The sequence below is a fragment of the bacterium SCSIO 12827 genome (genome assembly GCA_024397995.1).
Classification (GTDB): domain Bacteria; phylum Pseudomonadota; class Alphaproteobacteria; order Rhodospirillales; family Casp-alpha2; genus UBA1479.
Map to the genome: position 1 here is coordinate 513942 of CP073746.1, position 21419 is coordinate 535360.

Sequence of the window (21419 nt, forward strand, 5' to 3'; positions counted from 1 at the left end):
GATGTTTCGGGTCGTTGGTAATGGCGGGGAGCTGCGTAGTGATACTGGGATGGTGGGCGGAAATCAAAGGCAAATCAGGTGCTAACGCGCGCCCGGCCCCGGTTTCAGGCGGACCCGCCCGGCGGCGGTGCCCCGCCGCTCGGGCATGGGAAGGTAGGCACGCCGGCCGCGCGCCGGGTGGGCCGGGGTCGCGGCATAGATCTGTTTGACCGCCTCCATGACCACGACGCCGGCGAAAGACCCCCACAACACGGCGCCCGCGCGCTCCCAGGCCGGGGCCGAGCGGACCAGAAGCGCCGTGCGAAACGGCGGCATGTAAAGGGCCCGGTCCGTGGTCAGCGGCGTGAACATGGATTCTCGAAGCAGGCGGGACAGCTGGCGTGGCGAGAACGGCCGGCCATGGCCGAACGGTGTGCGTTCGAACCGTGCCCACAGACCCGACCGGTTGGGCACGACCACCATCAGCCGCCCGGAATCGGTCAGCACCCGCCAGATCTCGCGCATCAGGGGTTCAACCTGTTCGGCGCATTCCAGGGCGTGGACCAGGACGATGCGGTCCATGGACAGGTCGGGAAAGGGGAGTTCCAGTTCATCCACCAAGGCTGCCTGGCCGCCGCCCTGGGCGGGCCAGCGCAGCACCCCCTGGCGCGCCGGCATGGCGGCAATGACGCGATCGGCCTCGTCGCGGAACCCTTCCAGATAGGGCGCGGCATAGCCGATGCCCAGGATGCGCTGGCCCTTCATGTCGGGCCACATGGCGCGCATCTTGCGCCGGATCATGCGCCGGGCGGCCTGCCCCAGGGGGGCGGCGTAAAAATCGCGCAGGTCTACAACGTCGATCCACATGGGGCAGGAGCATAGAGCATTCGCAGCCCGCTCAAAACGCCCAGTACAAGTTCATCCGGCGTGGCACAGTGCGATGACGGGTGTTATTGTCGCCGCCAAACGACCATCCCAAGCCCGGAGACACCTAATCCATGAAACTTCGCTATTCCCCGACATCGCCCTTCGTCCGCAAGGTTAGGGTGACGGCCATCGAAACCGGCCTGGACGACCAGATCGAGCGCATCAACACCAATGTTTGGGCGCCGGACACGGACATCGGCACGGACAATCCGGTCGGCAAAGTGCCGACCCTGGTCACTGACGGTGGCGAAATCCTCTACGATTCTTCCGTCATCTGCGAATACTTGGACAGCCTGCACGATGGCCAGAAGCTGTTTCCCGCCGTGGGCGGCGCCCGCTGGCAGGCGCTGCGCCTGAACGCGCTGGGCGACGGCATGGCCGAAACCGGCATCCGCCGTCTGCTTGAAGGCCGGTTCTGGAAGGAAAGCCCGCGTCAGGATTGGATCGACCGCGCCAACAAGGTTCTCGGCCGCTGTTTCAAGGCGCTTGAGGACGATGCGGGCGCGCTCGCCGGTCCGGTCACCATCGGCCAGATTTCCGTGGGTTGCGCCATCGGCTGGCTCGACATGCGGTTCAATGATCTTGGCTGGCGCGACGATTGCCCGGCGCTGGCCGACTGGTATGCCGGGTTCTCGGCCCGCCCGTCCATGGTGGCGACCGAGCCCAAGGAATAACCGGAACCGGACGGAGACAAGGGGGGCTAAGTGCAGGCAGCCGACATCATCAAGGCCCTGAACCTGGCCCCCCATCCGGAAGGCGGTCACTTTCGGGAAATTCACCGCGATGGACCGCCGGGTGGCGGACGCGGGGCGGTGACCAGCATCTATTACCTGTTGGCGGCGGGTGAACGGTCTCATTGGCACCGGGTCGACGCCGTGGAAATCTGGAACTTTCATGCCGCCGGCGGCGCCGGGGCGGCAGGCCTGACATTGGGTTTGTCGCCGGATGGCAAGTCGGTGCAAACCCATCTACTAGGAGAAAATCTGACGGCGGGGCAATCGCCCCAGGCGGTGGTGCCTGCCGGCTGCTGGCAGGCGGCGGCCCTTGCCGACGCGTCGCCGGGCGGATGGGTCCTGGTCGGCTGCACGGTCGCCCCGGCCTTTGATTTTGCCGGGTTCGAAATGGCGGCCCCCGGCTGGGCGCCGGAAGACTGGAAATCCTAAGGCCCCGGCTCTAACGTAAAGCCAATTGACAACTTTGTGGTGGAGGCCGCCATGGCCGCCGATAAGACCCTGCACGGTGCGGACAACCTGGGGGCCCTTTTGGTTCGGGCCTTCCGCTGGTTCGAGGAAGGCCTCGCCACCGATCCCGACACGGCGCATCTGCCGCGCCTGTCCGGCACCCAGTTCATGACCCTGGTATCCCTTGACGACGACGGCACCTCGATCGCCGAACTGGCGCGCCGCGTCGGCGTGACCCGTCAGGCCATGCATCAGCAGATCGGCGAGATGGAAAGGGCAGCCTTGGTCGAACTGGTCGGTTCGCCCACGGACCGGCGGGTCAAACTGGTCAAGTTGTCCCTGCTTGGCCGCACCCTGGATCAGAAGGCCGCCGTCGCCATCGACGCCTTGGAACATGAACTGGCGAAGCGCATCGGCAAAGCCGCCGTGGCGGACCTGCGGGCGAACCTTTCGGTCGACTGGGGGCTGCCCGGTAAACAAGGCCGGCGCTAGCCCCCACCCGTACCCGAAACTACGCCAGGTCGAAGCGGTCCGCGTTCATCACCTTGGTCCAGGCATCCACGAAAGCGCGCACGAAGGCCTTCTCGGCGCCGTCCTGGGCATAGACCTCGGCGAGAGCACGCAGTTGGGAGTTCGATCCGAATACCAGATCAACCCGGCTGGCGGCCCATTTCACCTTGCCGGTGGTGCGGTCACGGCCTTCGAACTGGTCCTTGGACCGGGCGACCGGCTTCCATTCCGTGTCCATATCGACCAGATTCACGAAGAAGTCGTTGGACAGAACGCCCGGGCGGTCGGTGAACACGCTGTTCTTGGATTGACTGTGGTTGGCCCCCAGCACGCGCAGCCCTCCGACCAGAACCGTCATTTCCGGTGCGGTCAGTGTCAGCAACTGCGCCTTGTCGATCAGCATCTCTTCCGGGGGCACCTTCAAGCCTGTTTTCACGTAATTGCGGAAGCCATCGGCCAACGGCTCCAGCGGGGCGAAAGAGGCGGCGTCGGTTTGTTTCTGTGTGGCGTCCGTGCGGCCCGGCGTGAAGGGAACCTCGATCTTGTGCCCGGCCTTCTTGGCCGCCGCCTCGATGGCGGCGCAACCGCCCAGAACGATCAAATCGGCGAGCGAGACCTGGCGTTTTCGGGATTTCTTGTTGAACGCGGCCTGGACCTTTTTCAGGGCCGTGAGGACCCGTGCCAGGCGGGTCGGTTGGTTCACTTCCCATTTCTTCTGGGGAGCCAGGGCGATGCGCGCCCCGTTCGCCCCGCCGCGCATGTCGGAGGCACGGAAGGTCGAGGCCGATGCCCAGGCGGTCGACACCAGGTCCGAGATAGACAGGCCCGAGGCGAGAAGTTTTTTCTTCAGGGCCGCCACATCCTTCTTGTTTATCAAGGACCGGTCAGCGGCGGGCACGGGGTCCTGCCACAGCAATTCTTCCGCCGGAACTTCGGGCCCGAGGTAGCGCCCGCGGGGGCCCAGGTCACGGTGAGTCAATTTGAACCAGGCCCGGGCGAAGGCATCGGCGAAAGCCTGCGGATTCTTGTGGAAGCGCCGCGAGATCGGCTCGTAGATCGGATCGAAACGCAGCGACAGATCCGCCGTGGTCATCATCGGGCGGTGTTTCTTTTTCGGATCATGCGCGTCGGGGATCATGTGTTCCGGGGCCGGGTTCTTGGCCAGCCATTGATGGGCGCCGGCGGGGCTTTTCACCAACTCCCACTCATAGCCGAACAGCATGTCGAAATAGCCCATGTCCCAGGTCGTCGGGTTGGGCTTCCAGGCCCCTTCGATGCCGCTGGTCGTGGCATGCAGGCCCTTGCCGCTGCGGAAGCGGTTCTTCCAGCCAAAGCCCATCTGCTCGATGGGTGCGGCTTCCGGCTCGGGGCCGACCAAGCCGGCATCGCCGGCGCCGTGGCACTTGCCGAAGGTATGCCCGCCGGCCACCAGGGCCACGGTTTCCTCGTCATCCATCGCCATGCGGGCAAAGGTTTCACGCACATCGTGGCCCGAGGCGACCGGGTCAGGCTTGCCGTCCGGGCCTTCCGGGTTGACGTAGATCAGACCCATCTGCACGGCGGCCAAGGGATTATCCAGTTCGCGCTTGCCGGAATAGCGGCTGTTCGGCTTGTCACTGGTCGCCAGCCATTCGGTCTCGACACCCCAGTTGATGTCTTCCTCGGGCTCCCAAATGTCGACGCGGCCGCCGCCGAACCCGAAGGTCTTGAAGCCCATGGATTCGAGCGCGCAGTTGCCGGCCAGGATCATCAGGTCGGCCCAGGAAATCTTGTTGCCGTATTTCTGTTTGATCGGCCACAGCAGGCGGCGCGCCTTGTCCAGGTTGCCGTTGTCGGGCCAACTGTTGATCGGCGCGAACCGCTGATTGCCGGTCGACGCCCCGCCGCGGCCGTCGGCCACGCGGTAGGTCCCGGCGCTGTGCCAGGCCATGCGGATGAACAGGGGACCGTAGTGACCCCAGTCGGCGGGCCACCAGTCCTGCGAGTCGGTCATCAGTGCATATAGGTCCTTCTTCAGGGCCTTGTACTTGAGCTTCTTGAACTCCTTGGCGTAATCGAACCCGGGGTCCATGGGATTGGACTTCTCGGAATGCTGATGCAGGATGCCGAGGTTCAACTGGTTCGGCCACCAGTCCCGGTTCGACCTGCCCGCGGAGGTCGCGTTGGACGGGGCGCTGTGCATGACCGGGCATTTGCCCGTCGTGTTGGTGGCTTTCGCGACCATGTGATGTCTCCCTGTTGGCTTGCGTTCGATTTCGATCCGGACAGTTTGTGTCCGCATTCTTGCCGTTTTATGGCAGGCCCGCTTTGACCCGTGTCAAACGGCTCATATTAGAGTCATTCTAAAAAAGGATTGTGCCATACTGTGCCAGCAGGCGCCAGATGCGATCTGAAAATCCAAATGCTTACGGTTTTGGGGCGGTGAGGCGCGGTGCGCGGCGCGTTAGCATCGCCTTCGATGCCAATACGGCGCCGCCGACGATCAGAAGGCACCCCAGCCCCACGGAAAGCGTGGCCTCGCCCCGGCCGAAGGCGATCAGCAGAACGGTCGAGATCAGGGGGGCGGCATAGGCCAGGGCGCCCAGGACCTGGATATCGCCGTGTTTGGTGCCGTGATCCCAGGCGAAGAAAGCGGCGCCCACGGGCAGCAGGCCCAGGCCCAGCACGGCCAGCCACTCGCCCGCATCCGCCGGCCAGACCGTGGTCTCGAAGACGAGATGGCAGAGGAGCGCCAGCACCGCCGTCGCGGCGCAGAACCCGCCGACCGTGTCCGTCGGCACGGTGCGGAAGCGCCGGTTGATGACGGAATAGGCGGACCAGGTCAGGGCGCAGGCACCGGCCATGACGTAGCCCAGCGTATGCGCCGATTTGAAGCCCTTCAATCCGCCGCCGTCGGTCACCAGAATGACCGTTCCGGCCAGTCCGGCCAGCGCCCCGGCCACATGCCACCAGCGCAGCCGTTCACCCGGCAGCAGGGCCGAGAACACCACGATCAACAGCGGCCACAGATAGGCGATCAGCCCGGCTTCGACGGGTGGCGCGTTGCGCAGGGCCATGAAATAGAAAAAGTGGTAGCCGAACAGCCCGGCCACGCCCAAGGCCCAGGCACCCAACGGCTGGCGCAGATGGGCCAACGGCTGCTCGCCCCGGATCACCCATTTCAGGACGATCAACGCGGTGGCGACGGCAAAGCTCAGGGCGACCAGTTGAAACGGCGGGACATGGCCCGTCAGCGTGGTCAGCAGCGCCAGCATGCCCCACATGAGGACCGCCGTGGCACCGATCAGGGTTGCTTTCGTTCGTGCCGTCGCGACGGCGGTCATGGCGTGAATTTCACGACCTTGAGCCGCCCGCCGGGCGCGATCACGGCTTCGGGCCGGCCGTCGTCGTCCAGATCCTGAACCACCACGGCAAGGTCGATGGTGTCCGTGTTCACGACCTCGGCCAGTTGGCGGAAGCTTCCGAAGGCGAAGGTGACGACGCGCAAGTTGCGCCGGGCCGCGTCGGGGACGATCAGGTCGGGGATGCCGTCGCCGTCCATGTCGGCGACATCGGACAGGCCCAGTTCCGGGGATCCGATGGCGTGGTTGGAAAAGCCATCGGCCTGATGCTCGACCTCAAGCCGCTCGCCCTTCCACTCGTATAGTTTCAGGATCGCGCCGACATGGGGGGTGACCACGGCGGCGATCTCGTTGCGTCCGTCGCCGTCAAAATCGCCGACGCCGACCGGATTGAGCCAGCGGAAGGGCTGGCCGATGGGCTCCGATTCCGCGGCCCAGCGCAGGCCCCGGTCCGAGGTCTCGATGACGGCCAGCGCCGCCCCCGCCTTGGTGTAGCTTTTGACCGCCAGGATTTCATCGACCCCGTCGCCGTCGATATCGACGATGCGGGGCGTGCGGTCCTCGAACACGGCCTGGGTGGTCAGGTCGAGGGTTTCCAGATATCCGCCCCGAAGGCGCAAGGCCAGGCCGCCCGCCTCGATCGCGTCGCCCAGCACGCCGTGGCCGTAGCGGTCCGTCGGCTTGCGGTACCAGGCGGCGCGGATGTTGCGGGTGCCGGTGACGACGATCTCGTCGGGCATGGGGGCGCTGTCGTTCGATCCCACGGGGGCCAGGGGCTCGGGGCGCGGCGTCAGGGTTACGCCCTGTTCGTCCAGACCGACCGTATGGTGGGTGCCGTCGGCAAGTTTGATCACGGCCGTACCGTCAATGCGCCCGACCCAGGTTACGGGGTGGGGCAGTTCAGCCCCGAACTCGCGCGCCTCCATCGCCTCGGCGGTCGAGGCGGCGGACAGGACGGCACTGAGGGCGAACAGAAAAACGGCGCGTACCATGACGCGCCGTCTTATCAAAACTGTCTGACCTGTGCCAGGAGTTACGCCATGTACTGCCCGCCGTTGGCCGACAGGGTCGAGCCGGTGATGAAGCCGGCTTCGTCCGAGGCCAGGAACACGACGCAGCGCGCGATTTCCTCGGCCTGGCCCAGGCGGCCCACGGGAATCTGCGGGATGACCTTGGTATCCAATACTTCCTTGGGCACGGCCATCACCATTTCCGTGGCGATGTAGCCCGGTGCGATGGCGTTGACGGTGATACCCTTGGACGCCGTTTCCAGGGCCAGGGCCTTGGTGAAGCCCAGGTCGCCGGCCTTGGCGGCGGCATAGTTGGTTTGCCCGAATTGTCCCTTTTGGCCGTTGATCGAGCTGATCGACACGATCCGCCCGAAGCCGGCCCCCCGCATGTCGTCAATGACGTTGCGCGTGAGGTTGAAAAGGCCGGACAGGTTGGTGTCGATCACCGCGTCCCACTGTTCTTTCGACATCTTGTGCAGCGGTACGTCGCGGGTGATGCCAGCGTTGTTGACCAGCACTTCCACGGCACCCAAGTCGGCTTTGATCTGGGTCAGGGCAGCGGCGACGGCATCGAAGTCGCCGACATCGAACTTGTAGACGGGGATGCCCGTTTCGTCCTTGAACTTGGCGGCGGCTTCGTCATTGCCGGCGTAATTGGCGGCGACGGTGTATCCGGCTTCCTTTAGGGCAACGCTGATTGCCTTGCCGATCCCGCGGGTGCCCCCGGTAACCAATGCGACGCGTCCCATGTCACTCTCCCTTGAACTTTATGGCGAAAAGGGGCGCCGCCTCCCCTGCCGATCGGCGCCCCGTTATGTTCTGCGTGTTAGTCCCGTTCGACGCACATGGCGATGCCCATGCCGCCGCCGATGCACAACGTGGCCAGGCCTTTCTTGGCGTCGCGCTTCTGCATTTCGTACAGCAGCGTGGTCAGCACCCGCGTGCCGGAAGCCCCCACCGGGTGCCCCAGCGCGATGGCGCCGCCGTTGACGTTGACCTTGGCGGTATCCCAGCCCAGATCCTTGTTGACGGCGCAGGCCTGCGCGGCGAAGGCTTCGTTGGCTTCGATCAGATCCAGATCGTCGATCGTCCAGCCGGCCTTTGCCAGGGCAGCCTTGGACGCGGGGATCGGTCCGGTGCCCATGACGGCGGGATCGACGCCGGCGGTGGCCCAGGAAACGATGCGGGCCAGCGGCGTGATGCCGCGCTTTTCGGCATTCTTCAAGGTCATCAGAACCGTTGCGGCGGCACCGTCGTTGATGCCCGATGCGTTGCCGGCGGTCACCGTGCCTTCCTTGTCGAAGGCGGTGCGCATGCCGGCCAGGGCTTCCGCCGTGGTGCCCGGCTTGGGATGTTCGTCCGTGTCGACAACCGTCTCGCCCTTGCGGGATTTGATGGTGACGGGGCAGATCTCGTCCTTGAACTTTCCGGCTTCCATGGCGGCGGCGGCCTTCTGCTGCGACGACAGTGCGAAGGCGTCCTGTTCATCACGCGTCAGCTGCCAGCGCTGGGCGACGTTTTCCGCCGTGTTGCCCATGTGATAGCCGTGGAAGGCGTCGGTCAGGCCGTCCTTGATCATGCTGTCGACCATTTCGGCCGATCCCATCTTGGTGCCGTTCCGCAGGTTCATGACATGGGGGGCCTGGCTCATGCTTTCCTGGCCACCGGCGACGACCACGTCGGCGTCACCCAATTTGATGGCCTGGAAGCCGAGGGCTACGGTGCGCAGGCCCGAGCCGCACAACTGGTTGATGCCGTAGGCCGTGGCCTCCACCGGGATGCCGGCGTTGACGGCGGCCTGGCGGGCCGGGTTCTGGCCGGCGCCGGCCTGCAAAATCTGGCCCATGATGACTTCGTTGACGTCCGCCGGCGCGACGCCGGCGCGCTTAAGCGCGGCGCGGATGGCGACTTCGCCCAGGTAATGGGCGGGAACGGAACTGAGGCCACCGTTGAAGGCGCCGATGGCGGTGCGTGCGGCGCTGGCGATTACGACTTCAGACATTCTTCTCTCTCCTCAACATGAATACATCCCCCCAGCATGGACCGTGGCCCCGCGAGGCGGCTGCAAATACGCAGTTTTGCGGTACTGCGCTGAATTGAAACCGTTTGGATGTTTGCCTTGCGTGGCCGTTCTAGACGGCCTTCGTCCCTCTGTCGGTTATATGGCGCATCCCTGATGGATACAAGGATGATCCCTGGGCCACCTTGACGCAGGTCAAGATGGGGGCACGGGGGCGGATAAAAGCCAGTCCGACAGTGGTGTAAACAGCATTTCATGCGCGCTGCCGCCGGCGACAAGGCCGATATGTCCGGCGTTGACCGGCAGCACCCTGGCGTCGGGCAGGCCGGCTGCCAGCGCGCGGCACGATGCCGGCGGCACGATATGGTCCTGTTCCGGCACCACGACCAGGGCCGGGCAGGTGACCTGCTCAGGGCGGATGGCCTGGTCCGCGACAACCCATTCGCCCCGGGGCGGCGTGTTGCGCAAGTGCCAGTCACGAAAGCATTCGAGCGCCACCGGCCCGGCCAGAACGATGCCGTCGTTGAGCCAGTCCTCCAACTGCACGAAGCGCCTGGCGGCCTGGGCGTCCGGGGGCATCTCGGCGAAGCGACGGAACTTGGCGGGGGTCATGTAGGGATCCAGGCCCGCGAACATGGCCTGCATCATGTCGACGGGCAGCACGCCGGCTTTGGCCACCGTGTCCTCCAGCCGGGGCATCATGCCCGCGAGCACGCGCACCAGATCGCCCTGGGCGACGTGAAAATCCCAGGGCGTGGCCATCAGGGCGAGGGCGCGGACATCCTTGAGGCGTAGCTGCGCCAGGGCCAGGGCGAGCAGCCCGCCCATGCAGTAACCGGCGAGCGCCACCGGCCCGCCGTTGAGGGCGACGGCGGCATCGAGTGCGCGGGCGAGCCGCCCGGTGAGGTAGTCGGTGAGGGTAAAGGCGGTTTCCGCGCCTTCGGGGGCGTCCCAATCGATGACCAGGGGGCGCAGGCCGCGTGCCGCCAGGGAGCGCAGCAAACTTTGGTCGTGATCCAGGTCGAGGACCCAGAAGCGGTTGACCAGGGACGGAATGACCAGGACCACGGGGCCTTCGGGATTTGTCGCCTCGGGCACGGCCCCGTAATCGAGCAGGCGGGCCGAGCCCTCGCGCCAGATCACCGGCGGCTCGTCCGGGCGGGCCGTGCGGGGGGCCGTGCGGTACTTACGCACGCCCCGGGTGAATTGGTCCAGGCGCTGGCGCGCCTCCTCCGTCACCGCCTTGTAGAAGGCCTCAGGCGGAACGTTTTGAAGGGCCTTTTCCAGGTCCCTTGCGCGCGCCGCCAGTTCCGGACTCAAGGGCGGCAAGCCGCCGTTCGATGCCGTCAAGGCGGCGAGCGAGCTCAGCCATGTCGAGGTCTGCACCGCCATGTGCAGCGCCAGGGGCCGGGGTCCCTGGACCGCCGGGGGCCGGGGCGGTGGTACCGGGTCCGTAGTCTGATGGGTCATGGGTCGGGGGTTCCGTGCTGGGGCCGGATGTCGAGGGGGTGGGGGGCTGCTTGCCGGCGTTGATCGCCTGCTGCGCCAGGGCCGCGAAAGCGGTGGCCGAGCCGGTCATCATCTGCGTCATCTGCGACATGGTTTCCGTGACCTTGGGGTCGGCGGCCATGGACTGCATGTGGTCCTGCCACAGGTCCAGGTACTGTTTCGCCAATTGGTCCAGGTCCGGTTGATCGGCCATGGCGGCTTCCTTGTCTCCGCGCGTGTTGCTGTGAGCGTCCGGTGGGCTCACTATACCGTCGGCCCCGGGGTCGGGGAAACTTTCATTGCGGCGCAGCAATGGACGCGGTATTTTGCCGCGTTGCAACGCGTTTACCTGGGGGAAACCGATGGCGGAAAAAAAGCCTGCCGAAGGCGAGCCGATTATCATCAAGAAGTACGCCAACCGGCGGCTCTATAATACGGCGACGTCGAGCTATGTGACGCTCGATTACCTGTCCCAGATGGTCAAGGATGGTGACGAATTCGTCGTCAACGACGCCAAGACCGGCGAGGACATCACCCGCCAGGTCCTGACCCACATCATCGTCGAAGAGGAAAGCAAGGGCACCAACCTGTTGCCCATCGGCTTCCTGCGTCATCTCATCAGCTTCTACGGCGACAGCCTGCAGGCTGTGGTGCCCAATTACCTGGAACAGACCATGCAGTCTTTCGCGACCAATCAGGAAACGCTGCGCAAAACGATGGAAGATGCCCTTGGGGGCTTCAATCCGTTCGGTCAGTTCGAGGAAGTGTCGAAGCAGAACATGGTCCTGTTCGAGAACGCCATGAAGATGTTCTCGCCGTTTCCCATGCCGACGCCGCCGGCCGGCACGCCGAAGGGCGGCGGCACGCCGCAGGGCGGTGCCGCGGCCCAGGGTGGCGCCGACATCGACGACATGCGGGCCAAGTTGGAAGAGATGCAGCGTCAGCTTGATTCGCTGTCCGGCGACAAGAAGTAGACCTTCCGGAAGCTTCCCGCCTTAGTCCAATTCCCGGACGACCCGGAAACTCAGCCAGTAGCTTTTCACTGCCGCGGCGTTCTTGGCCCGTGAGGATGAGCGTGACTGGCGGGAAAAATAATACCAGGATCCGCCCCGGATCACTCGGATGGCGCAGTCCCCTTCGGTGCGGGCCGAGCCGTCGCGCGGCGCCCCCTGATAATGGGGCACCCAGCAGTCGCTGACCCATTCATAGGCGTTGCCGTGCATGTCGTAGAGCCCAAAGGGGTTGGGCTTGTACTGGCCGACCGGGGCGTTGCGGTGGCCGGGCACGGCACCGGTGCATTTGCGGCAATTGATTAGGCCGTCATCCGGGTTGTCGCCGAACCAATAGGCCGTGGTCGACCCGGCCCGTGCACCGTATTCCCATTCCGCTTCCGTCGGCAGGCGGTACGTATGTCCGGTCTTCTGCGACAACCACTTGGCGTAACCTTCGGCCATGTAGAAATCGATGTTCATGATCGGCTGCCGGCCGCGGCCCCAGTTGTGGTCGTGGGGATTATGCGTGCAGCCCCGTTCGGCCAGACAGGCGTCCCAGTTGTCGAAAGTGATTTCGAACCGGCTCATGGCGAAGGGTTTCTTGATGAACACGGGATGCTTGGGCTGTTCCGCCGGCAGCAGGTCGCTGCCCATGATGAATGCCCCTTTGGGCAGGACGACCATTTCCGGGCAGACGTCGCAGTCCTTGAACACCTTGGGGGCGGCGGGCGCCGGTTTCGCCGCAGGCTTGGCGGCCGGGGTCTGGGCCAGGGCCGGGACGGCAACCAGGGCCAGCAGAAGGGCGGTGATGCGCAGGACGGGAAGAAAGCGGGAGATCATGACGTGTTGATTTGCCCAAAATGAAAACCGGTTCTGATAGGATAATCATATACGACCGCGCGGTCGATGGCGGCAGGAGATATCCCGCGACCTGTGGCGGGTGCGAAACGACGAGGGTTTAGGACGATGACGGCTGCGAGCGATGCAGGGTTTGTGTTCACCGGGGTGTTGGATGGCGAGGGCGGGGCACGCCTGCTCGAGGTCGACCAGTTAGCCGTTCAGAAGGAACAGGGCCGGGTCGAGTGGGTGCACCTGGACATTACCAAGGAACCTGCCCGCCAATGGCTGCACGACCAGCCGGACCTGCCGGAGCTTGCGGTCGAGGGGCTTCTGGCGCCGGATACGGAGCCGCGCTATGCCGAATTGGATGACGGGATCTTATTGATCCTGCGCGAGGTCAACACCCACGAAAACGCCGATCCCCACGACATGATATCGCTACGCCTGTGGATCGGGCCGGCGCGCATCATATCGGCCCGCCTGCGTCACCTAGCCGCCATCGAGGACATCAAGATCGCCCTGGCGAAGAAATCGGGGCCGGGATCCGTATCCGAATTTTTGTGCGCTGTCGGCCGCAACATGGCCAAGGAGAAGGCCGAGATTCTCGCCGGCGTCGCGGACGATTTGGACGAGATCGACGAGGACCTGGCCCAGGCCGACGAGACCAAGACCCTGCGCCCGCGCATCGCCAAGCTGCGCCGCCGGGCAATCCAACTGCACCGCTTCTTCAAACCTCAGCGCGCCGCCTTCGCTGATATCGCCGAACAGCGCCCGGCCTGGGTCGATGATTCGGCGGCCGACGAACTGGCGGAACTGTCGGCGGAATTCGGGCGCCTTGCCGCGGATATCGAAGCCATCCTGGGCCGTGCGCAGGTTACCCAGGATGAATTGCGCTCCCTGGAAAATCAGCGGGCGACGGACATCACCACGACGCTGACCGTGGTCGCGGCGATCTTCCTGCCGCTCGGCTTCGTCACGGGGCTTCTCGGTATAAATGTGGGCGGCATACCGCTTGCGGAATCGAAGGCCGGATTCTGGGTGACCAGCGGCGCGCTGCTGGCCCTCGGTATCGCCCTCTGGCTTTATTTCCGCAACCGCCGCTATCTCTGAGCCTTGGCGGCGTTCAGCCGTTCATAGGCCCAGCGTGCGGCCCCGGCAACCAGGTCTGATGCATCGGCGGACAGGTCTTCCGCCACCGGAACCAGCGCCGGGTCACCGGAATTGCCCACGGCGATCATCACGTTGCGTACGAACCGGTCGCGCCCCGTGCGCTTGACCGGCGAGCCCGCGAACATTTCGCGGAACGCCGCGTCGTCCAGCCGCGCCAGGTCGGCCAGACGCGGTCCGTCGAGTCCGGGGCGGGGGGCGAAGGCGGGTTCGTCCGTGGGGGCTGCGAACTTGTTCCACGGACAGGCGGCCAGGCAGTCGTCGCAGCCGTAGACATGGTTGCCCATGCGGGCCATCAGGTCGGGCGCGATGGCGTCCTTGTGCTCAATCGTCAGGTAGCTGATGCAGCGTGTGGCATCCAGACGATAAGGCGCGGGAAAAGCGTCCGTCGGGCAGGCCCGCATGCAGGCGTCGCAGGATCCGCAATGATCGGCCTCGGGCCGGTCGGGCGGCAATTCCAGCGTGGTCAGAATCTCGCCCAGGAACAGCCAGGATCCGTGGGTCCGCGACACCAGATTGGTATGCTTGCCCTGCCAGCCGATCCCGGCGCGCTGGGCCAACGGCTTTTCCATCAGCGGCGCGGTGTCGACGAAAACACGCACGTCGGGCGGGCTGTCCCGGCCCTGGGCGGCTTCGGCCTGAAGCCAGCGGGCCAACTGCTTCAGGCGCTTCTTGATGACGTCGTGATAATCCTTGCCCTGGGCATAGACGCTGACCGCCCCCTTGTCCGGTTGTCCGGGAATATTCATTGGGTCGCCCGAGGGGCCGTAGTTGCGGGCCAGCACGATGGCCGTGCGGGCCCCCGGCACCATGGCTTCCGGGTCACCTCGCACGGCGCCCCGGGGGCCGTCGGCCATCCAGGCCATGTCACCGTGATGCCCGGCCTTGAGGAAAGCCTCCAACGCCTGCCGGTCGCGGGGGGCGGCGCGGGTGTCCGTGATCCCGACGGCATCGAAGCCGAGGGCCCTGGCCTCGTTGATCAGGCGGCGTTTCAGAATGTCTGGTGCAATCGGGCTCATCCGGTTCTCGTGCGCGTCGCGGCAATATGCTAGGCAGGGGCACACTACCACACAGACATATCTGGAGAATGACCACGTGGTGAACGGTGAAACAGCCGTGGTTCTGTTGTCGGGCGGGCTCGATTCCACGACCGTCCTCGCCATCGCGCGAGACAAGGGCTATCGCCTTCTGGCCCTGTCGTTCCGTTACGGGCAGCGCCATTCCGTTGAATTGGACATCGCCGCACGCGTCGCCCGGCAGATGGGCGTGGCGCGTCACGCCGTGGCCGACATTGACCTGGCCGTCTATGGGGGCTCGGCCCTGACCGCCGATATCGAGGTGCCCAAGGACCGTGATGCCGACGCCATGGCCGACGGCATTCCGGTCACCTACGTGCCGGCGCGCAACACCATCTTCCTGGCCCATGCCCTGGCGCTGGCCGAAACGGGTGGGGCGCGAAATATTTTCATCGGCGTCAACGCGCTTGATTATTCCGGTTATCCCGATTGCCGTCCGGCCTTCATCAAGGCGTTCCAGCGCCTGGCCAATCTGGCCACCAAGGAAGGGGTCGAGGCGATGGCCCGCGGCACGGACGGCCCGTTCCAGGTGCAGGCGCCGCTGATGGACATGACCAAGGCGGAAATCATCCAGCACGGTATGGCGCTGGGTGTCGATTATGCTCAGACGTGGAGCTGCTACGACCCGCATCCGGGGACCGGCGGTCCGACGGACGCGCCGGTCCATTGCGGACGTTGCGATTCCTGTCAGCTACGCAAAAAGGGGTTTGCCGAGGCCGGGGTCGATGACCCCACGGCCTATGCCGTCTAGGGCTGTGCGCCGCTGGCGGAGAAGGCGAGCATCAATCCCAACAGGGCACCGATGCCGAGCAGCACCACGTTCAGCGCCTTGCGCAGGGTCGATGGCTTGAGGAGGGGCATGGTCGCCTCCGAAACTCAAACAGGACAAATCATATTTTTCTAAATTACATATGGGTATGGCCACGGTCCGTGATCTGGGTCACAAAAATTGCAAATTTCACGCCGAGAGGCGTATAGCAACGCGGCCCGGCACAGTACCGGGGCAGCAGCCGGGAACGGGCGATGGCCTATAGCGTCAAGGAAATCTATTTCACGTTGCAGGGCGAGGGCGCGCAGACTGGCCGCCCGGCCGTGTTCCTGCGCTTTGCCGGCTGCAATCTGTGGTCCGGGCGGGAACAGGACCGCGCGACCGCGCAATGCCGGTTCTGCGACACGGATTTCATCGGCACGGACGGGCCCGGTGGCGGATCGTTCAAGGACGCCCATGCCCTGGCGGCGGCGGTGGCGGCAAGCTGGCCGGGCGGGGGGGCGCCCCTGGTCGTCTGCACGGGCGGCGAGCCCCTGTTACAGTTGGACGAACCACTGATTGATGCCTTGCACGATGCAGGGTTTCACGTTGCGGTGGAAACCAACGGCACCCTCAACGCCCCCGATGGGCTCGACTGGATTTGCGTCAGCCCCAAGGCCGGAACCGAGGTCGTGCAGCACCGCGGCGATGAATTGAAATTGGTGTTTCCCCAGGCCGGGGCCGAGCCTGACCGCTATGAAGACTGGGATTTCGCCAACTTCCTGCTGCAGCCCATGGACGGCCCGGACCGGGACGCCAACACGGCGGCCGCCGTGGCCTACTGCCTGCGTCATCCCAAATGGCGGCTGTCGCTGCAGACCCACAAGATGCTGGGGATTCCCTGACCGGGACTGACGCGACGAACTTGGCGCTGACGCGGCGTTCGGAAAGCCATTGTCTTTTAATGTTACATCAAAATTGATTTGTATATTAATGTAAGAAATAGGTGGGGCGATTAACACCTTTTTGGACATACTATAATGTTCGATGGCAAACAATCGGCATCGCTGGCCGGCCCGCGAGCGCAAATTCGTGAAGCGTTTCGGCTGCCACTGGTCTGGAATCTGATCCTCGTCTTCGTACTGATCGTGGTGGCGGTATGCGCCGCGATCATCTACTTCAACCATCATCAAAATTCCGCGCTGACCTACGGATATACGGCGAACGTTATCAACGACATCGCGCGCCGCATCAGGTCGAGACTTGACCTGACATTGCGGCCGATTCTCGCCTTGGCCCACGATGCCGAAAAATTCGCCGTGCCGCCCGGCGGCGAGCCCCTCAACCCCGAGATGCGCCGCTTTGTCACAGCGTTCATGGAGATCAACCCGCAAATTCTCTCGGTCTACTTCGCGACCGGCGACGAGCAATTTCGCCAGATTTACAATGTTGTTGATGGTAGGGAGGTCGATTGGGGGCAGGTCAGGGTGCCGCCTAGCGCCCGGTTCGCTATGCGTCATCTTCAGGGCGCACCAAGCGCCCCGCGCAACGAGACGTGGGTTTTCTTCGACTCTGAACAACGGGAAATCGGCCCGCCTTTTCATAGTGTACGGCAGTACGATGCGCGCACCCGGCCGTGGCATGTGGCCGCCCTGCGTGCCGACGGCACCGTTCTGTCGCGGCCTTATGCATTCGCGACCCTTGGTGTGGTCGGGGTCACCGCGTCAAAACGCGCCGGAGAGGAAGGTGTTTTTGGTGTCGATATGACGCTTTCCGATCTGTCGCGGGTATTAAATGACCTGGAGTTCTCGGGCGATGGAACGGCGGTTATTTTCACAGGTGATGGAACGGTGATCGCCTATTCGAATGCCCGGAAACTCATAGTCAACGAGACGAAGGGGGTGTTCAGAGCGGCAAAGATTGCCGAACTCGAGGACCCCGTCGTCGACGCCATGTTCCGCGCGGCACGCAGCAGTTTGGCAGGGGGCGAAGGCTATCCATCCATCGCCGACATCGGCGAGAAAAGATCGATCGGTTTTTCCGGTCAGACTTCGGAGTTGTTGACCTTCAACGTGAACGGGGTAGCGCATGTCTCTCATGTGGTTGGCCTGGACGGTCTGGTCGGCCCCAATGTCTTTCTCGGCATTGCCCTGCAAAAAACAGATGTATTGCAGGGGGTCGATGAACTGACCATCCAAAGTCTGACATTATCGCTGTTGTTTCTTCTGTGCGGCACATCCCTTGTCATCCTCGTCGCCCGAAATCTGGCGCGGCCCATTTCCGATTTGGTTCTCGAGACCGACGTGATCCGGCGTCTCGAATTGGATAATCCCGTGCTGACCCGTTCACGGGTTGCCGAGGTTCAGGATCTGGCCTCGTCGATCGGCTCCCTCAAAACGACCGTAAAAGGCCTGGGCCGCTATATTCCGCAGGGCGTGGCGAACAACCTGATCACCCACGGAAGCTTGCCGGAGTTAGGAGGGGACAACCGGATGGTATCCGTCTTGTTCACAGATGCCGCCGGTTTCACCAAGCTGTCGGAGTTGATGTCGCCACAGGATCTGATGCGGAAGCTGTCGTCTTATTTCGAGGTGTTGTCGGAAGAGATTCTCGCGGAGAACGGGGCGATCGATAAGTATATCGGTGATTCCATCATGGCCGTTTGGAACGGGATCGAAGACGACGCGAACCATGTAATCCACGCTTGTCGTGCGGCACTGCGTTGTGAAGCGGAAAACGACCGTCTGAACGCTATGTGGAGATCCTACGGGTGGCCCGAAATCCAAACCCGGTTCGGCCTGCATTGCGGTGAGGCGGTGGTCGGCAACGTGGGATCGGAGACGCGCATGGATCACACGACGATCGGCGCCTGTGTCAACATGGCGTCGCGGCTTGAAGGTCTGAACAAAATTTACGGCACCCGCATTTTGATAAGCGAGGATGTCTATAAAGTGGCCAAGGACCATTTTCTGACGCGGCCTGTTGACCGGGTCCGGCCCGTCGGCAGCACGATACCCGTGACGGCATATGAACTCGTGGGTTTTCTTGACGGCGACGATGCCCATGCGACGGATGCGGACCGCCGACGCTGCGCCAGTTGGTCCGAGATCTATGTTTTCTGCCAGTCCCGCGACTGGCCGAATGTCTGCACCGCCCTTGAAGCCTACCGTGCCGAGTATCCGGAGGATGACTTGGCCCGGGTCTTCGCGGAGCGTATGCACCGTTATGTCGCGACACCCCCCGGCGAGGATTGGGACGGGGTCTGGGATTCCGACCGGAAGTGACGGCGCGGACCGTCGAAAAAGAGAAAATTTAACGGCCCCGTAACTTGAATAGACGGTTTCGGACGACCACCTACCGTTAGATACCAGAATAACCATTCTGGTGACGGGTTTTCGCCCGCCTAGGTGTCATCGGGGGCGCCGATAGAGAACGGTGACAAATCAAATAGGGAAGTCGAAAAATGCCGAAATTGAACATCAACGGCGTCGACCATCAGGTCGATGCACCGGATGACATGCCGTTGCTTTGGGCGATCCGTGACCTTGTCGGCCTGACCGGCACCAAGTTCGGATGCGGTCAGGCGCTTTGCGGCGCCTGCACCGTGCATCTGGACGGCCAGCCGACACGGTCGTGCCAGACCTTCGTCGGCGACCTTACGGGCGTCAAGATCACGACCATCGAAGGGATCGGTGGTAAGGTCGCCGAGACGGTCCGCCAGGTCTGGACGGACATGGACGTGCCGCAATGCGGCTACTGCCAATCGGGCCAGGTTCTGGCCGCCGTGGCGTTGTTGACGGAAAGGCCCAAGCCCACGGACGACGACATCGACGCGGCGATGGACGGCAATCTCTGCCGCTGCGCCACCTATCATCGCATCCGGGCCGGCATCCATGAAGCCGCCCGCCGGCTGGAGGCGTAAATTATGCTGCCCAAGATCATTGAACACCTGACCCCGGCCGTATCGGTGAAAACCAGCCGCCGTGCCTTCCTGGTTGCCTCGGCCGCCGCCGCAGGGGCTTTTATCATCGGCTTCGGCGCAGCACCCGCGGGGGCCGCCATGGGTGCCGCCCTGTCCGGCGCGCCGGCACCCTTCGATGCCTACCTGAAGATCGCAGCCGACGGCAAGGTCACCATCCTGTCGTCCCAATTCGACATGGGGCAGGGCGCCTATCACGGCCTCGCCACCCTGGTGAACGAGGAACTGGGGGCAGCCTGGGACCAGATCACCGTTGAGGGCGCGACCGGCGACCTCAGTCTCTATGGCAACATCGTCTGGGGCGGGGCCGTACAGGGCACGGGGGGGTCGTCCTCCATGACCACGTCGTTCGACCGCTACCGCAAGGCCGGTGCCGCCGCGCGCATGATGCTGGTCGCCGCCGCCGCCAAGGACTGGGACGTGCCTGCCACCGAAGTCGACGTCAAGGATGGGCGTCTGACCCATGCGTCCGGCAAGTCGGCGGGGTTCGGCGAGATGGCGGCCAAGGCAGCCCTGCTGCCGGTTCCAAAGGATGTCCCCTTGAAGGACCGCCAGGACTGGACCCTGATCGGCAACGGCGAACTGCGCCGTTACGACAGCAAAGCCAAAACCGACGGCACCCATCCCTTCACCATCGACGTGGTGTTGCCGGGCATGCTGACCGCCGTGATGATCCATCCGCCCAAGTTCGGCGCCGTTGTGAAATCTTTCGAGGCCGCCAAGGCCAAGGCCATGAAGGGCGTGGTCGACGTGGTGGCGACGCCGCGCGGCGTCGCCGTGGTCGGCGAACACATGTGGGCGGCGCTCGCCGCCCGCGACGCGGTCGCCGTGACCTGGGACGAGGCCAAGGCCGAAACCCGGGGGTCGGCGGCAATCCTGGCCGAATATGAGAAACGCGCCGCAGCTAAGCCGCAGGCCACCGCCCGCAGCGATGGTGACGCGACCAAGGCGTTGGCGGGGGCGGCCAAGACGGTTGAGGCCACTTTCCGCTTTCCCTATCTCGCCCATGCGGCGATGGAGCCCCTCAACGCCGTGGCGCGGATGAATGCAAACGGTACCCTGGAGCTTTGGGCGGGGCACCAACTGCCCGGCCTGTACCAGGGCATTGCGGCGGGCATTGCCGGGATCAAGCCGGAACAGGTCGTTCTGCACATCATGAAGACCGGTGGCGGTTTCGGCCGCCGGGGTACGCCCGACGGCGACATCGTGGCCGAGGCCGTGATGGTCGCCAAGGCCATCGGGTACAAGGCCCCGGTCAAGGTGCAATGGACCCGCGAGAACGACATGCGGGGCGGGCGGTACCGTCCGGCCTACGTCCATCGTTTGAAGGCGGGCATCGACGCCGCCGGCAAGCTGGTCGCCTGGGACCATCACATCGTCGGCCAATCGATCGTCGCCGGCACGCCCTTCCAGGGCTTGATCCAGAATGGCATTGATCAGACCTCGGTCGAGGGGGCATCCAACCTGCCCTATGCCGTGCCCAACCTGCGTGTCGGCCTGACCACGACAGAGGTCGGCGTGCCGCCCTTGTGGTGGCGGGCCGTCGGCTCGACCCATACGGCCTATGCGACCGAGGTATTCCTCGACCAGGTCGCGGCGGCGGCGGGGGCCGATCCGCTGGCGTTCCGCCTGGCCATGCTCGACCGCCATCCGCGCCACGCGGCGGTGCTCAAGCTGGCGGCGGAAAAGGCCGGTTGGGGCAAGCCCCTCGCCAAGGGCCGGTTCCTGGGATTGGCCGTGCACGAAAGCTTCCACACCTTCGTTGCCCATGTCGCCGAAGTCTCGATCAAGGACGGCGCGGTGAAAGTGCATCGGGCCGTCGCCGCGGTCGATTGCGGTACCGTCGTCAATCCGGACGTGGTCAAGGCGCAGATTGAAGGGGGCACCGGCTTTGGCTTGGGTGCCATCCTGGCCGAGGAGCTGACCCTGGCTGCCGACGGCACGGTGGAGCAGGGCAACTACGACAGCTATACGCCGTTGCGTATTTCGGCCATGCCCAAGGTCGAGGTTCACATCGTTGCGTCGGATGCACCGCCGACCGGCGTGGGTGAGCCCGGCGTGCCGTCCATCGGCCCGGCCGTGGCCAACGCCGTCGCCCGCGGCACCGGAAAATGGATTACGACCCTGCCGTTTACCCGAGGCATGCAGTCGTAGGACCGGA

At 64.4% G+C, this 21419-nt stretch carries 19 protein-coding genes; 10 read left to right on the forward strand and 9 right to left on the reverse strand.

The window, feature by feature from the left end:
* Positions 1-81 precede the first annotated feature (81 nt).
* Positions 82-846 carry a methyltransferase domain-containing protein gene (locus tag KFF05_02420; GenBank protein UTW52254.1) on the reverse strand — a complete coding sequence of 255 codons (765 nt, stop codon included), beginning with the start codon at positions 844-846 and terminating at the stop codon, positions 82-84.
* Positions 847-977: 131 nt separating this feature from the next.
* Between KFF05_02420 and KFF05_02425 the strand changes: the two genes are divergently transcribed.
* From KFF05_02425 to KFF05_02435, 3 genes are read left to right on the forward strand one after another with little or no spacing between them, the layout of a single operon-like run.
* Complete coding sequence (locus KFF05_02425; GenBank protein ID UTW52255.1) at positions 978-1580, forward strand: glutathione S-transferase; 603 nt, start codon at positions 978-980, stop codon at positions 1578-1580.
* Positions 1581-1610: 30 nt separating this feature from the next.
* Positions 1611-2069, forward strand: coding sequence for a cupin domain-containing protein (locus KFF05_02430; GenBank protein ID UTW52256.1), 459 nt, complete (start codon positions 1611-1613; stop codon positions 2067-2069).
* 51 nt (positions 2070-2120) lie between these two features.
* Complete coding sequence (locus KFF05_02435; GenBank protein UTW52257.1) at positions 2121-2579, forward strand: MarR family transcriptional regulator; 459 nt, start codon at positions 2121-2123, stop codon at positions 2577-2579.
* 19 nt (positions 2580-2598) lie between these two features.
* Here the strand turns inward: KFF05_02435 and katG are convergent, their stop codons facing one another.
* The 6 genes from katG to KFF05_02465 all read right to left on the reverse strand — a co-directional run bounded on the left by katG (position 2599) and on the right by KFF05_02465 (position 10360).
* Positions 2599-4821 (reverse strand): catalase/peroxidase HPI, encoded by a 2223-nt coding sequence (katG, locus tag KFF05_02440; GenBank protein ID UTW52258.1) that lies wholly within the window; start codon positions 4819-4821, stop codon positions 2599-2601.
* Positions 4822-5002: 181 nt separating this feature from the next.
* A complete protein-coding gene (locus tag KFF05_02445) occupies positions 5003-5920 on the reverse strand; it encodes an EamA family transporter (GenBank protein ID UTW52259.1) in 918 nt (305 codons plus the stop codon).
* Positions 5917-6930 (reverse strand): VCBS repeat-containing protein, encoded by a 1014-nt coding sequence (locus KFF05_02450; protein ID UTW52260.1) that lies wholly within the window; start codon positions 6928-6930, stop codon positions 5917-5919. Before KFF05_02450 ends, KFF05_02445 begins: the two co-directional genes overlap by 4 nt.
* A gap of 41 nt (positions 6931-6971) precedes the next feature.
* Positions 6972-7697 (reverse strand): acetoacetyl-CoA reductase, encoded by a 726-nt coding sequence (phbB, locus tag KFF05_02455; protein UTW52261.1) that lies wholly within the window; start codon positions 7695-7697, stop codon positions 6972-6974.
* Positions 7698-7774: 77 nt separating this feature from the next.
* Entirely contained in the window at positions 7775-8950 is a 1176-nt protein-coding gene (locus KFF05_02460) for an acetyl-CoA C-acetyltransferase (GenBank protein UTW52262.1), read from the reverse strand.
* A 213-nt stretch (positions 8951-9163) separates the two neighbouring features.
* The gene (locus KFF05_02465; GenBank protein ID UTW52263.1) at positions 9164-10360 is read right to left on the reverse strand and encodes an alpha/beta fold hydrolase; all 1197 of its coding nucleotides are present in this window, start codon (positions 10358-10360) and stop codon (positions 9164-9166) included.
* 458 nt (positions 10361-10818) lie between these two features.
* Here KFF05_02465 and phaR point away from each other — a divergent pair, with 458 nt between their 5' ends.
* Entirely contained in the window at positions 10819-11430 is a 612-nt protein-coding gene (phaR, locus tag KFF05_02470; GenBank protein UTW52264.1) for a polyhydroxyalkanoate synthesis repressor PhaR, read from the forward strand.
* Between the two features lie 21 nt (positions 11431-11451).
* On the opposite strand, the gene KFF05_02475 is transcribed toward phaR, so the two are convergent.
* On the reverse strand, positions 11452-12288 hold the full coding sequence (locus KFF05_02475; protein UTW52265.1) for an SUMF1/EgtB/PvdO family nonheme iron enzyme: 837 nt from the start codon (positions 12286-12288) through the stop codon (positions 11452-11454).
* A 126-nt stretch (positions 12289-12414) separates the two neighbouring features.
* Here KFF05_02475 and KFF05_02480 point away from each other — a divergent pair, with 126 nt between their 5' ends.
* Entirely contained in the window at positions 12415-13398 is a 984-nt protein-coding gene (locus KFF05_02480) for a hypothetical protein (protein ID UTW52266.1), read from the forward strand.
* On the opposite strand, the gene queG is transcribed toward KFF05_02480, so the two are convergent.
* The gene (queG, locus tag KFF05_02485; GenBank protein UTW52267.1) at positions 13389-14474 is read right to left on the reverse strand and encodes a tRNA epoxyqueuosine(34) reductase QueG; all 1086 of its coding nucleotides are present in this window, start codon (positions 14472-14474) and stop codon (positions 13389-13391) included. The genes KFF05_02480 and queG overlap by 10 nt on opposite strands.
* Here queG and queC point away from each other — a divergent pair.
* From queC to KFF05_02510, 5 genes are all read left to right on the forward strand, one after another.
* Positions 14452-15282 (forward strand): 7-cyano-7-deazaguanine synthase QueC, encoded by an 831-nt coding sequence (gene queC, locus KFF05_02490; protein ID UTW52268.1) that lies wholly within the window; start codon positions 14452-14454, stop codon positions 15280-15282. The two genes, queG and queC, sit on opposite strands and share 23 nt — an antisense overlap.
* 272 nt (positions 15283-15554) lie before the next feature.
* Entirely contained in the window at positions 15555-16184 is a 630-nt protein-coding gene (gene queE, locus KFF05_02495; protein UTW52269.1) for a 7-carboxy-7-deazaguanine synthase, read from the forward strand.
* 135 nt (positions 16185-16319) lie between these two features.
* Entirely contained in the window at positions 16320-18563 is a 2244-nt protein-coding gene (locus tag KFF05_02500; protein UTW52270.1) for a hypothetical protein, read from the forward strand.
* Between the two features lie 179 nt (positions 18564-18742).
* Positions 18743-19201, forward strand: coding sequence for a (2Fe-2S)-binding protein (locus KFF05_02505; GenBank protein ID UTW52271.1), 459 nt, complete (start codon positions 18743-18745; stop codon positions 19199-19201).
* A gap of 3 nt (positions 19202-19204) precedes the next feature.
* Positions 19205-21412 carry a xanthine dehydrogenase family protein molybdopterin-binding subunit gene (locus KFF05_02510; protein ID UTW52272.1) on the forward strand — a complete coding sequence of 736 codons (2208 nt, stop codon included), beginning with the start codon at positions 19205-19207 and terminating at the stop codon, positions 21410-21412.
* Positions 21413-21419: the final 7 nt, after the last annotated feature.